11 protein-coding genes are annotated in these 13,639 nt (G+C 52.1%); 4 read left to right on the top strand and 7 right to left on the bottom strand.

Going from position 1 to position 13,639, the window contains the following annotated elements:
- Positions 1–100: 100 nt before the first annotated feature.
- On the top strand, positions 101–1,156 hold the full coding sequence (locus IEX02_RS03960; RefSeq protein ID WP_188690594.1) for a peptidase M42: 1,056 nt from the start codon (positions 101–103) through the stop codon (positions 1,154–1,156).
- A 16-nt stretch (positions 1,157–1,172) separates the two neighbouring features.
- Positions 1,173–2,204 (top strand): WD40/YVTN/BNR-like repeat-containing protein, encoded by a 1,032-nt coding sequence (locus IEX02_RS03955; RefSeq protein ID WP_188690591.1) that lies wholly within the window; start codon positions 1,173–1,175, stop codon positions 2,202–2,204.
- Positions 2,205–2,277: 73 nt separating this feature from the next.
- Here the strand turns inward: IEX02_RS03955 and IEX02_RS03950 are convergent, their stop codons facing one another.
- The 4 genes from IEX02_RS03950 to IEX02_RS03935 all read right to left on the bottom strand — a co-directional run bounded on the left by IEX02_RS03950 (position 2,278) and on the right by IEX02_RS03935 (position 8,422).
- Positions 2,278–3,819, bottom strand: a complete 1,542-nt coding sequence (locus tag IEX02_RS03950) for an amidase (protein ID WP_229702037.1) — start codon at positions 3,817–3,819, stop codon at positions 2,278–2,280.
- Positions 3,820–3,962: 143 nt separating this feature from the next.
- Positions 3,963–5,003 (bottom strand): ACP S-malonyltransferase, encoded by a 1,041-nt coding sequence (locus IEX02_RS03945; RefSeq protein ID WP_188690588.1) that lies wholly within the window; start codon positions 5,001–5,003, stop codon positions 3,963–3,965.
- Positions 5,003–7,228: a dehydrogenase E1 component subunit alpha/beta gene (locus tag IEX02_RS03940; protein ID WP_188690584.1), complete on the bottom strand. Its 2,226-nt coding sequence runs from the start codon at positions 7,226–7,228 to the stop codon at positions 5,003–5,005. Before IEX02_RS03940 ends, IEX02_RS03945 begins: the two co-directional genes overlap by 1 nt.
- A gap of 9 nt (positions 7,229–7,237) precedes the next feature.
- On the bottom strand, positions 7,238–8,422 hold the full coding sequence (locus IEX02_RS03935) for an acyl-CoA dehydrogenase (protein WP_188690581.1): 1,185 nt from the start codon (positions 8,420–8,422) through the stop codon (positions 7,238–7,240).
- A gap of 129 nt (positions 8,423–8,551) precedes the next feature.
- Here IEX02_RS03935 and IEX02_RS03930 point away from each other — a divergent pair, with 129 nt between their 5' ends.
- The gene (locus IEX02_RS03930) at positions 8,552–9,376 is read left to right on the top strand and encodes a LysR family transcriptional regulator (protein ID WP_188690578.1); all 825 of its coding nucleotides are present in this window, start codon (positions 8,552–8,554) and stop codon (positions 9,374–9,376) included.
- Between the two features lie 34 nt (positions 9,377–9,410).
- Here the strand turns inward: IEX02_RS03930 and IEX02_RS03925 are convergent, their stop codons facing one another.
- Positions 9,411–10,175, bottom strand: a complete 765-nt coding sequence (locus tag IEX02_RS03925) for a substrate-binding periplasmic protein (RefSeq protein ID WP_188690570.1) — start codon at positions 10,173–10,175, stop codon at positions 9,411–9,413.
- A gap of 477 nt (positions 10,176–10,652) precedes the next feature.
- On the opposite strand from IEX02_RS03925, the gene IEX02_RS03920 reads away from it, so the two are divergent.
- On the top strand, positions 10,653–10,802 hold the full coding sequence (locus IEX02_RS03920; RefSeq protein ID WP_188690567.1) for a hypothetical protein: 150 nt from the start codon (positions 10,653–10,655) through the stop codon (positions 10,800–10,802).
- Between the two features lie 76 nt (positions 10,803–10,878).
- Here the strand turns inward: IEX02_RS03920 and IEX02_RS03915 are convergent, their stop codons facing one another.
- Together IEX02_RS03915 and IEX02_RS03910 are read right to left on the bottom strand one after the other, a co-directional pair.
- Entirely contained in the window at positions 10,879–12,108 is a 1,230-nt protein-coding gene (locus tag IEX02_RS03915) for an outer membrane protein assembly factor BamB family protein (RefSeq protein WP_188690565.1), read from the bottom strand.
- A 112-nt stretch (positions 12,109–12,220) separates the two neighbouring features.
- On the bottom strand, positions 12,221–13,621 hold the full coding sequence (locus IEX02_RS03910; protein ID WP_188690560.1) for a winged helix-turn-helix domain-containing protein: 1,401 nt from the start codon (positions 13,619–13,621) through the stop codon (positions 12,221–12,223).
- Positions 13,622–13,639: the final 18 nt, after the last annotated feature.

The raw sequence follows: 13,639 nt of genomic DNA, 5'->3' as shown, positions 1-13,639 counted from the left end.
AGGCAGCCTTTTATTGGCTGCTGGATATCATGAATCTGCTGCGACTTCTTGCATTTGTCAGTATGCTAAGAGCATATTTTGCTCTGATGCTACAGTTGCCATGTCCGAATTAAATGAAGTGTTTGATTTACTGAAAACCCTGATCCGTGAGCCCAGCGTAGTGGGGGCGGAGCACAGTTTTTTTAGAGTATTACAACGAGAATTGGAAGAGCGGGGCGCGCAGGTCACCTGGTACGAAGGTGTGCTGGTAGCGCAGGGTAGTAAGCCATTCTCGGCCATGTTCTCCGCCCATATTGATAGACATGGTTTAATCTGCACCGGCCCCAATGAATTTCAGTATGCCGCTTTTGTGGCGGGCAATCGTTCAGACTTGTTGGGTAATTCGGTATCCGAGCAACTGATCAATAAAATCGTCGACCGTTTCGACACCACGCCGGTAATGGCCTACGAACCCTGGTCCGGTGCCTATCGGGGTAAGGGCCGGATTGCTAAAAGCTATGTGTGTGAGCGGCGCAACAACCTGATTTTTACCCTCGAAGGTATGGAGCATCTGGTGGCCGGGACGCCGGTGGCCTTTGCTGATAGGTTAAGCGTCAAAGAGGACACCATCAGCGGCCAGTTGGATAACGTGTTGACCGCTGCTTTTTTAGTGCATTTGTTTAGTCTTGGCTTTCAAGGCACGGCATTTTTCACCGCTCAGGAAGAAGCCGGTAAAAGTTGGCGCTATTTGCTGGAGTGGTTCAGGCGCTTTGGCAGTAGCACCAACCGTCTTATTGTGGTGGATACCAGCCCCTATCCGGATCGTGAAGAAGCAGACAAGCAGCAACTGGTATTGCGCCATAAAGACGCCAACGCCGAGTTTGATGCGTTGCTGACCGAGCAGCTACAGGCTATTTGTGAAGTTTATGGTCATACCTGCAGCTACAAGGATGAATATATTGATCAGAAAAATGCCCAGTTGCTGGCACAAGGGCTGACGCCTCAGTCTTACGGCAGTACCGAAATGGGACGGATTATTGCCGCTTCTAACGGGGTAGTCACGGGCTCTACTTTGCAAATTCCCACTACCGGCTACCACACCATGGAAGAAACCGCGTCTATTGCATCCTGTCAGGCGTTTCTTACCGTGTTAAAGCGCATCGCCGAAGTACATTAAGCATAAGGGAATAACCATGTTGAAACTATCCACTTTAGCCTTATCCGTTTTGACGCTGCTTTGCTCGGCAAAGGTATCGGCCTTGGATTGGAAGGTACAAAGCCTACCCGAAGCGCCTTCGCTTCGGGCCAGCAGTGCGGACTTTGGCCAGTTATGGGTAGCAGGTACCCAAGGACAGGTTTATAAAAGCCTGGATGCGGGTGATACCTGGCAAGCGGTGGCTATTTCCTCTGAAGCCGAAGGGGATATTCGCGATTTGCAGCAATTTGCTGATGGCAGCGTACTGGCGATGACGGTGGGGCCAGGTCAGAGTTCACGCTTGTACCGTAGCACAGACGGTGGATTAGACTGGCAATTGTGGTTGCAGAATGAGCAGGCGGAGGGCTTTTTTAATTCCATCGATTTTTGGGATCAGGAGCACGGCTTGCTATTGGGCGATCCGGTAGATGGTTTCTATGTGGTCATGAAAACCTCGGATGGGGGCAAAACCTGGCGGCGTATTCCCAAGCAGCAGTTACCCGTCATGTTAGACAAGGAAGCGGCTTTTGCGGCCAGCGGTAATACCCTGAAAATTCAGGATAAAAATAATGTCTGGATCGCCACCGGTGGCTTTTCGGCATCGGCCTATCATTCTGATGATGCAGGTGAGCGCTGGCAACGTATCGCGCTACCGATACATAGACAAGGGCAAACGGGTGGCGCTTACGCTATTGGTCTGAATGGCAAGAACGAGGTTTTTGTCCTGGGCGGTGACTTTCAGGATAGACCGGGTAAGTATCCCAACCTGGCAAAACTCACCGCGCAGGGGGCGAAGGTTATTCAGGCCGGTGAGCGAGGGTTGCGCACGGCGATGGCCTGCATTAACGCGATTTGCTTGGCAACCGGCAAGACAGGCACGGATATCTCCTATGATCATGGCGCGAGCTGGCAGGCATTTTCCGAACAGGGTTTTTATACCCTGGCGGCGAATGAGCAAAGCTTTTTAGGCGCAGGCCATGATGGTCGGGTGGGTACCTTGGATATCAGCAAGTTCGCGCCTCGCCCCTGATTGTGTTTCGCAGCTTCAGCATGGTATTTATCAATGCTGATAACACAGGGCGCCCAAGACGCCCTGTTCACCCTTAGTGTAGCTTTGGCGGACGTCGTTTCTGGCTGGCTTGTTCATAACCAAACGCCGCTTCGATCAGCACGGGCTCTGACTTTGCTGTACCGAAAAAGCTCATCCCCACAGGCAGCGCCGGGCTGCCGGGTACTTCAACAAAGCCCATGGGAATGGTGATATGCGGATAGCCGGCCACAGCTGCCGCGGAGCTGGCTGCTCCCAGATAGTGGTCGCCATTGATGTGGTCGGTTTTCCAGGCGGGGCCGACAGTAGGGGCGATCAGCAAGTCCAGCTTATCCTTAGCCAGTAGCGCATCAATACCCTCTGCACCGGCCTGCTGTTTAGCCCGTGCCAGTGCTTCAAGGTATTCGGCTTGTTGCTCGTCACTACGGGCCACCGCCATGGCAAAAATTTCTTGACCGAATATCGCCAGTTCTTGTTCCTGGTGTGCAAGGTTGGCTTCCAGCAGGTCATTCAGGCTTCGGTAAGGTAAGGATGTGCTGGCCAGATAGGCAGCCATATCCGGTTTAAACTCATGCAGCAAGATGGTGAATTCGTCATCTCCCCATTGCTCATCCAGTTCGGTATCAACCAATGTGGCACCTTGTGCACGTAATAGGTCGAGCTGCTGCTCAAAAACGCCATCCAGCAGAGGGTGATAACCCATCAGGCTGCGCACTACGCCGATGCGTTTGCCGCGTAAGCCGTCCTTGGTCAGGTGTTGAGTAAAATCGCGGGTATCCGTGTAACTGGCTGCATCACCTGGGTCTTGCCCTGACATGGCCTGCAGCAGTAACACGGCATCTCGTAACGTGCGCGTCATGGGGCCGGCGGTATCCTGGCTGTGGGCTATAGGAATAATGCCATCGCGGCTAACCAGGCCCAGCGTAGGTTTGATACTGACTATGCCATTTATAGCGCCGGGACACACCAATGAACCATCGGTTTCCGTGCCTACCGCCAGTGTGGTGAGATTAGCGGCAACCGCCGCGCCTGAGCCTGAGCTGGAACCACAAGTGGAGGCGCTGGTGTCGTAAGGATTACGGGTTTGTCCACCCATGGCACTCCAACCTGAGCTAGAGCGGGTGGAGCGAAAGTTGGCCCATTCGCTAAGGTTGGCTTTACCCAGAATAATCACGCCAGCATCGCGTAGCTTTTTTACCAAAAACGCATCGTCTACGGGCAGGTTATCCTTGAAGAGTACTGAACCGCCGGTATTGGCCACGCCCAGACTGTCGATATTGTCCTTCAGCAGCACTGGAATGCCGTGCAATGGGCCACGCAGTTTGCCTGCCTGGCGTTCTTTATCCAGCGCTTTAGCCTGAGCAATAGCGCTGGGATCAAGACTAATTACGGCATTCAGCTCAGGTCCCTGATCATCAAAGCGCTGGATACGGGCCAGATAGTATTGCACCAATTGCTCGGAGCTCAGTCGGCCTTCGGTCATTTGTTGTTGTAGTTGTGAGGTGGTGGCTTCAAACAAATCATGCGAGGAAGGCGGCATGGTGGTGCAGGCACTAAGTGTTAGCGCCAGCGCGGTAATTAGGCTGACAAAGCGCACGGTAGCTCCTTAAGTGTTTGAATTATTAGATTTAGAGCGTGTTCTATAGAGTAAACCCGATTTAACACTACGCCGCCAGAGATATTCTTGCTACCGGGCGGAATGGCTTTATAAGACAGGCAACGTCAATGCCCGGCTTCTGGTTAGCCCGTTACCCCTTGGCGCTGCCCCTCAAGGCCCATAGCCAGGAGCAGCGGTTCCTGTTGCTGTTGTTGGATAAAATCCTGTTTGTTTTGCAGCTTGTGCCACAGGTGTTTAATCAGTACTTGCGCTGTTGCGCCTCCCAGGGTGGCGCCAGGGCCGAGAATAATCAGCTTATCCGGGGCAAACTCTTTAATCGCCACTTCGATGGCTTTGCTGTAGTCATAAGGCGCCACCACCTGGGTATCAAGCGTGTATCTATGCAAAGCCGCGGTGTCGGTGCTATGGGGCTGCCAGATGCGCCCCTCACCATCAATCAAAGGTAACTGTGGCCGTTTAAATAAATGGGCCGGTAATTGTTCGAAGGCCTTTTGTGAAACGGACGCCAGCAAGGGCGTATGAAAGGCCGCGTGGTTATACAGGCGCATAGGGTAACGGTCCTGCAACCTGGGTAAACGCTGCTCCATGGCTTTAAGGCCAGCCTCGTTGCCACCAAGCACCAGATAGCCGCCAAGCCAGATAGAAGGATAAACTTCGCAGCCTGGCAGCTGATTAGCTTCTTCCATCCATTGCATGATTTGCACTTTTTGCGTGCTGTCTTCATGCCAGTTGTCGTCGCTGATGGGGTAGATCATCTGGCCGCCAATCACACCGCCACTCATCATCGAACCCATAGTGTTGATCAGTTCAATGGCACCTTGTTCATCAAGTGCTTCGGCCATAGCCAGAGCGATATACCAGCCCATGGAATTTCCGGTAACGGCCACAATGTCATATTTATCCCTGTCTATGGCGGCAAAGTCGCCACGGGCACAGGCGTAAATCAGGGCTGAGGCATTTTCGCCAGCCGTATGCACGGGCAGCTTATAGGCAGACATGGCGTCCAGTTCGGTGATGCTTGGCTGTCCCTGGCTACGGCGGTATTGGTCAATCACCTCCAGCATGGCCTGTTTGTCACTGTGATATCGACCAAGATAGCCAAGTTCTTCTTTGTTGTAGGTGCCGCGGCCGGGGCAAATGACCACGGCAGTTTGTTTGGTCATCAGCTTGCCTCTCTTATGGTTTTGTTAAGCATGCTAAGGGCGGTATTAACAATGTCCTGAGTTTTTGGCAGGACTTCATAGCTGGCGCTACCTAAAGGGATAAAGCAGTCTTCGGCACAGACTCGCTGAATATTGCTTAATGTCTTGGCATTTTCGCTCAGCATGGTTACCAGGGCTTCACTGATGGACGCGGTTTGCCGGCATTCATCCACTATCAGTACCTGCTGGTGGCCGGCAACCTGCTGCAAAATGGCGTCTTGATTCAGGGGGGCTAACCAACGCAAATCAATAAGTGTGGTTTGGATGCCTTGCTCAGCCAGTTGCTTCTCGGCCTGACGACTAAGGTAATAACCGTTACCGTAACTGATAATACACAGATCTTTGCCATTGCCATGCACGGCGGGTTCGCCAAGGGCAATAGGTTTGGCCTGTGCGGGCGGCACGTAAGGGAATGACCACAGGTTGTCCCCCTCCTCGTGCAGGTCCTTTTTCATATACAGGGCGATGGGTTCCAGAAACACCACCAGGCGCTGCTCCTCGCGAGCGAGGCGCACACACTCGCGCAGCATTTCCACGGCATCGGCACCATTGGAAGGACAAGCCAGAATCAAGCCGGGAATATCGCGAAATACCGCAAAGGAGTTGTCATTGTGAAAATGGCCGCCAAAACCTTTTTGGTAGGCCAGTCCGGCAATGCGAATCACCATAGGGTTGGCATACTGACCATTAGAGAAAAACGGCAAGGTAGCGGCTTCGCCCCGAATTTGGTCCTCGGCGTTATGTACATAAGCCAGAAACTGGATTTCCGGGATAGGTAACAGACCGTTGTGCGCCATACCTATGCCCATACCCAGAATGGACTGTTCGTCCAGCAAGGTATTGATGACCCGTGATGGACCAAACTTGTCACACAGTTTGGCGGTGACATTATATACGCCGCCTTTACGACCAATGTCTTCACCACACATCACAATCTCTTTGTGCTGTGCCATTAAATCCAATAATGCCCAGTTAATCAGCTTGGCTAAGTGTTGGGGTTTAGCCAGATTGTGTTTTTCATGGGCAAACAGGCTGTCACGCTGCGATTCATCGATACCAACCACTTCGGTCAGTGCAAGCTTGGGCGGCACAATAGAGGCCTTAATTTGTGTCGCATTGGTCAGCTTCGGCCGTGCAGCCGCCATCTCACTGATACGGACAACACGGCTTTCCATTTGCAGGTACAACGTAGCAATTTGCTCGGCGGTCATCACCTTGTTGCTTAGCAATAAACTGGCACTGTGAGCGATAGGATCCTGGCGTTCGGAGGCTTCGATGGCGGCCTGACTGCGATAGGCAAACTCTGAATCAGAGCCGGCATGGCCTAATAGGCGCACGGTGCGAACATGCAAAAACAAGGGCTTTCGGCGCTTACGCACCCAATCGGCCGCCTGTTTGGCGGTGCGATAGGTATCCAGCAGATTCAGCCCGTCGCAATAGCGGTATTCCAGTCCGGCACGATTGGCAAAGTTGGCGTGGATCCAACCTTGGGGCGTGGCCGTGGAGATACCAATGCCATTGTCTTCACAGATAAAAATAAGCGGCATGGGAATGGACTGAAATGCCGCCCAGCAGGCGGCATTAATGGCGCCTTGTGCGGTGGAATGGTTGGCCGAGGCATCGCCGAAGCTACATACCACCACGGCGTCATCCGGCAGTTTGGCGTCGGTACCTAATTTTTTGTTCAGGGCAACACTGTAGGCCGTACCCATGGCTTTGGGTAAGTGTGATGCAATAGTGCTGGTTTGCGGCGGGATAAACAGCTCATGGCTGCCAATCACTTTATGCCTGCCACCGGAAATGGGGTCTTCGCTGCTGGCAGCAAAGGACAGCAGCATATCGTAAAGCGGCGTAGAGCCGGGTTTTTGTTTGCTACGCTGGATAGCAAAAGCGCCGCTGCGGTAATGCAGAAATGCCATATCATCAACACGCAAGGCGGCGGCGATAGCCGCGTTTCCTTCATGTCCGGCACTGCCGATGGTGTAGAAACTCTTGCCTTGCTTTTGCATCTGTCTGGATTGTAAATCCAGATGGCGGCTCATGACCTGCGTTTCAAATAAATCCACCAGTTGGGTATCGGTCAGGCCCGCTTCGGCCAGAGATACATCCAATACCGGTTGGGGCAGATTATCTTCTTCCAGCCATCTAAGCAGGTTATGCCTGACTATGGCGTTGCGATCCAGCATAGCAACCTCCTACTGCGTATAGGAAAACGCCTGAAGCCCGGTTTGTGCGCGACCCAGAATCAAGGCGTGAACGTCGTGGGTGCCTTCATAGGTATTCACCGCTTCGAGGTTCATCACATGGCGGATAACATGGAATTCATCGGCTATGCCGTTGCCGCCGTGCATATCCCGCGCAATGCGGGCGATATCTAATGCCTTGCCGCAGGAGTTGCGCTTAATTAGCGAGATAGCTTCCGGTGCCAGCAGGTTTTGATCCATTAACCGGCCTGCTTGCAAACAGGCGAGTAAGCCGACACTGATTTCGGTTTGCATGTCGGCCAGTTTTTTCTGGACTAACTGGGTGGCGGCCAGGGGGCGACCAAATTGCTGACGGTCCAGCGTGTACTGTCGCGCGGCGTGCCAGCAGAATTCGGCAGCGCCCAGCGCGCCCCAGGCAATGCCATAGCGCGCTTTGTTTAAACAACCGAATGGGCCTTTTAAGCCACTGACATTAGGTAACAGGTTGTCTTCTGGCACAAACACATTGTCCATGACGATTTCACCGGTGATGGACGCGCGCAGGGAGAATTTGCCTTCAATCTTCGGCGCACTCAGGCCTTCCATGCCTTTTTCCAGCACAAAGCCCTTAATTTCACCGTCCAGTTTGGCCCACACCACGAACACATCGGCGATGGGGGAGTTGGTGATCCACATTTTGGTGCCGGTCAGGCGATAACCGCCATCCACTTTCGTTGCGCGGCTGGCCATAGAGCCAGGATCGGAACCGGCGTTCGGCTCGGTCAGACCAAAACAGCCCACCCATTCGCCAGTGGCCAGTTTAGGCAGGTATTTTTGCCGTTGTGCTTCGGTGCCATAAGTATAGATAGGGTGCATAACCAAAGAAGACTGTACGCTCATGGCGCTGCGATAACCGCTGTCGACACGCTCCACTTCACGGGCAATCAAGCCATAGGTCACATAGTTCACCCCCGCACAGCCGTATTCTTCGGGCAGGGTGGCACCCAGCAAGCCCAACTCACCCAGTTCATTCATAATTTCGCGATGGAAGATTTCCTGGCGGTTGGCTTCCAGTACCCGGGGCAGCAGCTGCTCCTGACAGTATTGATGGGCACTGTCGCGCACCATGCGTTCTTCTTCGTTTAATAAGGAATCCAGGGCGAGAGGATCTTGCCAGTTGAATGCGGGACGAGACATGTATACACCTGCTAATTGGTTGTTAACGGATCGATAATAGGCTTAATTTAGATAAAGAAATAGTATCAAATATCTTTAATAGCTATAGTCTGTAACTATATCTAAGTTTGGGCTTTACTGAGGGAAAACATGGACTTGCGGGTGTTGGGGCATTTTGTCGCCGTCTATGAACAAGGGAGCTTTAGCGCCGCCTCACGCAGTCGCTTTATTGCCCAGCCTTCACTTTCTGCGGCGTTGAAGCAATTGGAAGATGAGCTGGGGCGGCCGCTATTTGTTCGTCACGCCCGCGGTGTGCGCGCCACCGATGCGGCTGAACAGTTGTATCCACTGGCCAAGCAGTTGTTAGGGCAGGCGGATGCCATTCAGGCCATGTTTAGTGGTCGCCAGGTTAAAGAACCCTTTCGTTTAGGTTTGATTAAAGGCCTGGGGGTCGCGCGTATGAGCGCCTTGCTGAAGCAGTTTACCTCGGCAAGAGACAGTCTGGAGCTTACCCTGGTGCCGCCGGAAGAAGCCTGCGATGCCCGTCTGATAACGCGCGACTTGCTGCTGCCCGGTGAGCAGTTTCTGCCGGTTTGGCAAGAAGAATATCAACTGGCTGTGCCGGTTGGCCATCCGTTGTCTTTGCTGGAGCGGGTTTGCATTGCGGATTTGGCCGATGCTGCTTTTATTCAGCGTACCCCTTGCGATGCCTGGAATAGCCTCAAAGCCTTGCTGAGAGAATCTGCCGTCAGCCTGGATATCCGTGCCCGCATCCAAACCATCGAATATGCGGTCGGGTTAGTCAGTGCTGGGGTGGGGTGTGCCCTGATCCCGGTGCATGCTGAGTTACAGCAACATGATGTGTTGTTTAAGCCTTTGCCTGAGTTGCAGTTGAAGCGGGAAATTGGTCTGGCATGGCGCCGTGAGAGTGAGGTGGTGCAGGTACTAAGGCAACTCTTGAGGCCAGATGCTTAACCATTGATGCATCTTCCTGTGATGGGGAAAACACTCAATGTGGATGGTCGTTAGCCTCGGGAACAGGAATATCCACCTGGTTGTCCAGTAACCGGGAAAGCTGACGGTTAAATTCCGAGAGAAAGTCATCGTCCAGTCTCATTTTACTGAACATATAATGCTGCTCGGCGACGTCAACAGGCCTGGGAATGATGCAAAGATCGCTGAGATGTAGCTTGTTTATATTCGCCAGCACGGTTTCCCGATCATCAATAAAGGCATCTACCCGCCCTCGTCGCAACAGTTCAAGTCGTGAGGCAAAGGTCTCCACATGTATCAAGTGCCTGGCCCATTTTGACTTCAGAATGCTAGCGACTTCTGCACCAAACCAACCGCCCCGGTTGAGGGCAATTAATTTGTTTTGCCGGACCAATTCGCTGACCGTATCTAAGGCGGCGGTTTTCTTGTTTGCTGTGCGAAACACTAATACAGTGCTTTGCTGGCGATAGGGAACAGAAAGCAGAAACTGCCGCTGCCGGGCTTCGGTAAGCGAGGCCGCAATGGCGACGTCTACACGTCCGCTTAGCAAGTCGGCAGTAATTCGACGCTCTGGCAGTTGCACTATGTTTAGTTCGCAGCCCATGTTTTCCAGGCTTTCACGCAGCAATTCCAGATCCTGCCCGGTGTAATCACCCTGTTTGTCTTGGTAGAAATAGGGGTACCAGTCACCACTAAAAACGATGCGGATGGGGTGATGACAATATGTCTCGCTGTGAACAGATGATGAAAGCAGGCCTAGGACTATGAACACGCGTTTCATCAGATTACACCGCAGATAAGTAAAGCGGTGTAGTTGATGCCATGTTATCGCTATGCATAACCTGCAGACCCCTATCGTTTAACCGTCAGTTATTATTTTATCTCAACATTTGCTTTAAGCCTGATTTTTAAAGGGCTAGAGCGCATGTTTTGCTTTCATGCAGGATAGCGGAATCCACAGCGCTGCATATGATAAAGTTGTGTGATTTTTGTTGCATAGGTATGAATGAATATATCTTTTAAGCGACCACTATGGTCCTTTGCTATCTCCTCAATGGGGCTGTTAGCACCTTTCCCGTCATAGCCGCGTGACGGTGGAGATAAGGTAAGTATCAGCCCGACGCTTTAGAATAGCGGCTTTTTTATAATCGCAAATCCATTAGATAAACTTATCCGAACGTTGAAATTTTGTCGTTCGTCATCGTTCGATAATTGTTCAATAATATCGGTGGGTTGAAACACAAAGAGGGTGCGGGTTATGTTAGTTGTTGCAGATAAAGTTACAGTAAATCATGAGACTAATCAGGTTTGTGAGAAAGCCCTGGCTTCTCGCAGAGCGCGTTTATGGCATTGGTTAGGACAAATGGCCAGAACCATGAGCTATGCACAGATGGTTAACTTCAAGTAATGTATTCGTTAAGTCGTCCCTATTGTGCCGGTGTGTAGACAGCCTAAGTCTACACACCGCGTTGCCGGCGACCCGATCATTCAGGCCGCCAGGCCAACAGCCGGCCATTTGTCAGACCAAGATAAAGCACACCATCAGCGGTGCCGAGACTGACAATACTGTCCATATCCTCTAGTAATTCTGTGACCTGTTTAAGGCTGGCTTGGTATATGGGTAGCTTGGGATCCAAAGGCTGATAATTGGGACCGCCTAGCGGTTTAACATGTTTCTGATAATGCATCTGACTGCTTTGGGTTTGGTAAAGTCTCTGGTGCTTACCGCTAGCGGGCAGATAGCTAAACAGCTCACCGGATAAGGTGGCAAAATACAGCTGTTCACCTATTGCCACAGGGGCAGCAAAGATCAAATGCGGTGAGCGGACGAAATGCTCAATGTTGCCCGACTGAGTATGTTGACCTATCAGGGCCAGGCCGTCAGAGAGTCCATAGTAAACCTGACCATTGTGAACTAAGGCTGTTGAACCAATCCAACTGCTGGCATGTTTGGTACTCCAGGCTTCACGGCCATCCTTTAGACCTAACTTGAAGAACCAAGTGCTGCGGCTGCCAACATACACATAGTCGCCGCTGATGACGGGATTTAGGTTAAAGCCCTGCCAACCGTCCCATCCGCCCAGCTCACCCTGAGGTAAGGGACTTTCAAATTGCCAGAGGATGTCACCATTTTGTGCATTCAGACCATACAGATGGTTGTTCCAGCTACCCACGACCACTATCTCTTGTGATACTGCGGGTTGGGTGTGTGTCATGCCGGTATCTTGATACCAAAGCTGCTGCCCATCTGTGATACGTACCGCATAAGTGCCGGTTTGGCTGCCATAATAGGCAACTCCCTTGTCAAGGGTGACCGAAGAGCGGTACCAGCTCCATGGTTCTGCATAATCGCCCTTCCCCCATCCCCAGTTCGCGCCATTTACCAGCCTGGGCCCATCTTTGCTTAGGTGCTGCCAGGTGAGCTGACCGGTCAGGGAGAAGGCCAGCAGACCTTGTTCGGTTTGCAATAGCAACATGTCGTGTGCAATAGCTGGCGTGCTGCGTGCGGGGGCCGAGAGGGGATGTTGCCAGAGTAATGTGCCCTGGAGGTTCAGGGCGCTTAGCTTGTTGCCATTGGCCAGATACAGTACACCGTTATGAACAACAGGGGAGGCGAATACCCCATCATCGGTTTGAATTTGCCACAGCAGCTTGGCCTGGGCTGGAAAGGCGCTGAGCCATGCCATGGCAATCAGGCAGTAAAGTGATTTCATCAGGAGATCCGGTTATCGCAAAGAGCGGCATACTGCCAGCCGCGAGAATGAGAATCCTGAAACCTCGGTAAATAAATATAAATAAAGGTTAAATTCCTTATAAATCAATTCATTATTTTATCTTGTCGAGTTTTAGTTGCTGCAAAATTTGATGAAATTGTGGGTGTAGTCTTAAAGGGTCATAGTATGGATCTACGGCCAGCCACAGGACTTCTAACTGCCGTTGTGCCACGGCTTTCTGTAACCAGTGGATGGCCTGTTCAGTGTCATTGGCTTTGATAGCATAGCGGGCGTAGCCCAAAGGCGCGCTGTAATGGCCGAGATTGTCTCCGATGCCCTGTTCTATTAACCACAAATACACCGCCGCCAGCTCTCCCTGCCTAAACTGCTGTTGTACGCTGGTAAGCTGTGTGTCACTGAAGCCAGCCAGTTGCATTGATTGAAGCAGATGATTGAAAGCCCGCTGATCATGACCGAGGTTTTCCAGGGTTTTAATGGCTGAGTGGTGAAAGTTGAGGTCTGGTGTCGTCAGCGCCGCAATTTTTTCCAGCTCCACCAAGGCGTCTTGTGGTCGTCGGGCGGTGTTGTAAATCCAAGCTACAACAGGCACTGAATAATATTGCGGCGCAAGGTCAATGTAGCGACGCGTGGCCTTCAGGGCGGCTTCATTGTCGCCCATGGCTATCAAGTACTGAGCATAAAGGAAGTTATGTATTGGTTCGTGCGGCGCTAGTTCAATAGCACGCTCAAACTTTTGTCTGGCCAATTGGAAATTCCATTGATGGGTAAAGTAATGCCAGCCCAACTGTAATTGCACTGGTGCATGGTCGGGGGAAAACAGCTCTGCCTGTTCCAGTAATGCAATGGCTTGGTCACGTAGGGGAGCGCCCTGCTGTCGGGGGAGTTCCTCGGCCTGGATGATCAGTACCATAGCTTTGCCCCACAGAGCGCTGGCCAGTTGGGGATCCTGTTGCAAAGCTTGTTCAAATAGCGCGTTGGCGCGCTGTAAATGGTTTTCTTGCTGTGAAAAGAGCAGAAAACGCCCCTGGTTATAAAGCTCTTGCCCAGCTGAAGCCGGCGTCTGCTTTGCTGCAGTTTGTGATAGGGAAGTCGGCCAGAACCACCAGAACAAAGCCAAGATTAACACTATAGGGGCGAGGACGTGCCAAAGTGGCTTCGCAGAAACAAAGGTTGCGTCTTTTAGCGCTTCGGGCGTGCATATCAGGCAGTAACCTTTGCCCGGCACTGTCTTTATATAGCGAGGGGTGCGAGCGCTATCGCCCAGTGCTTTACGGACATGGCTAATCGCCACTGTCAGTACTTCTTCGGTAACGACCTTTCCGGCCCAGATATGTTCGAGCAACAGGTCTTTGCTGAGGGTGTCGCCAGGGTGTTGAGTCAGGAACAACAGCAACTGCATTGGGGTATGTTCAAGCTGCTTGGTTTTTCCTTCCCGGGTCAGGCTGTTTTGCGTGGGGCTCACCTGCCATTCGCCCAGTCTGAAGTCCTGCATAAAGCTTAAGTAGGATTA

This window comes from Bowmanella pacifica (assembly GCF_014645355.1).
In the GTDB taxonomy this organism is placed as follows: Bacteria; Pseudomonadota; Gammaproteobacteria; order Enterobacterales; family Alteromonadaceae; genus Bowmanella; species Bowmanella pacifica.
Note: the sequence above shows the minus strand (reverse complement) of the source record. Positions and strands in the feature narration are given on the sequence as shown.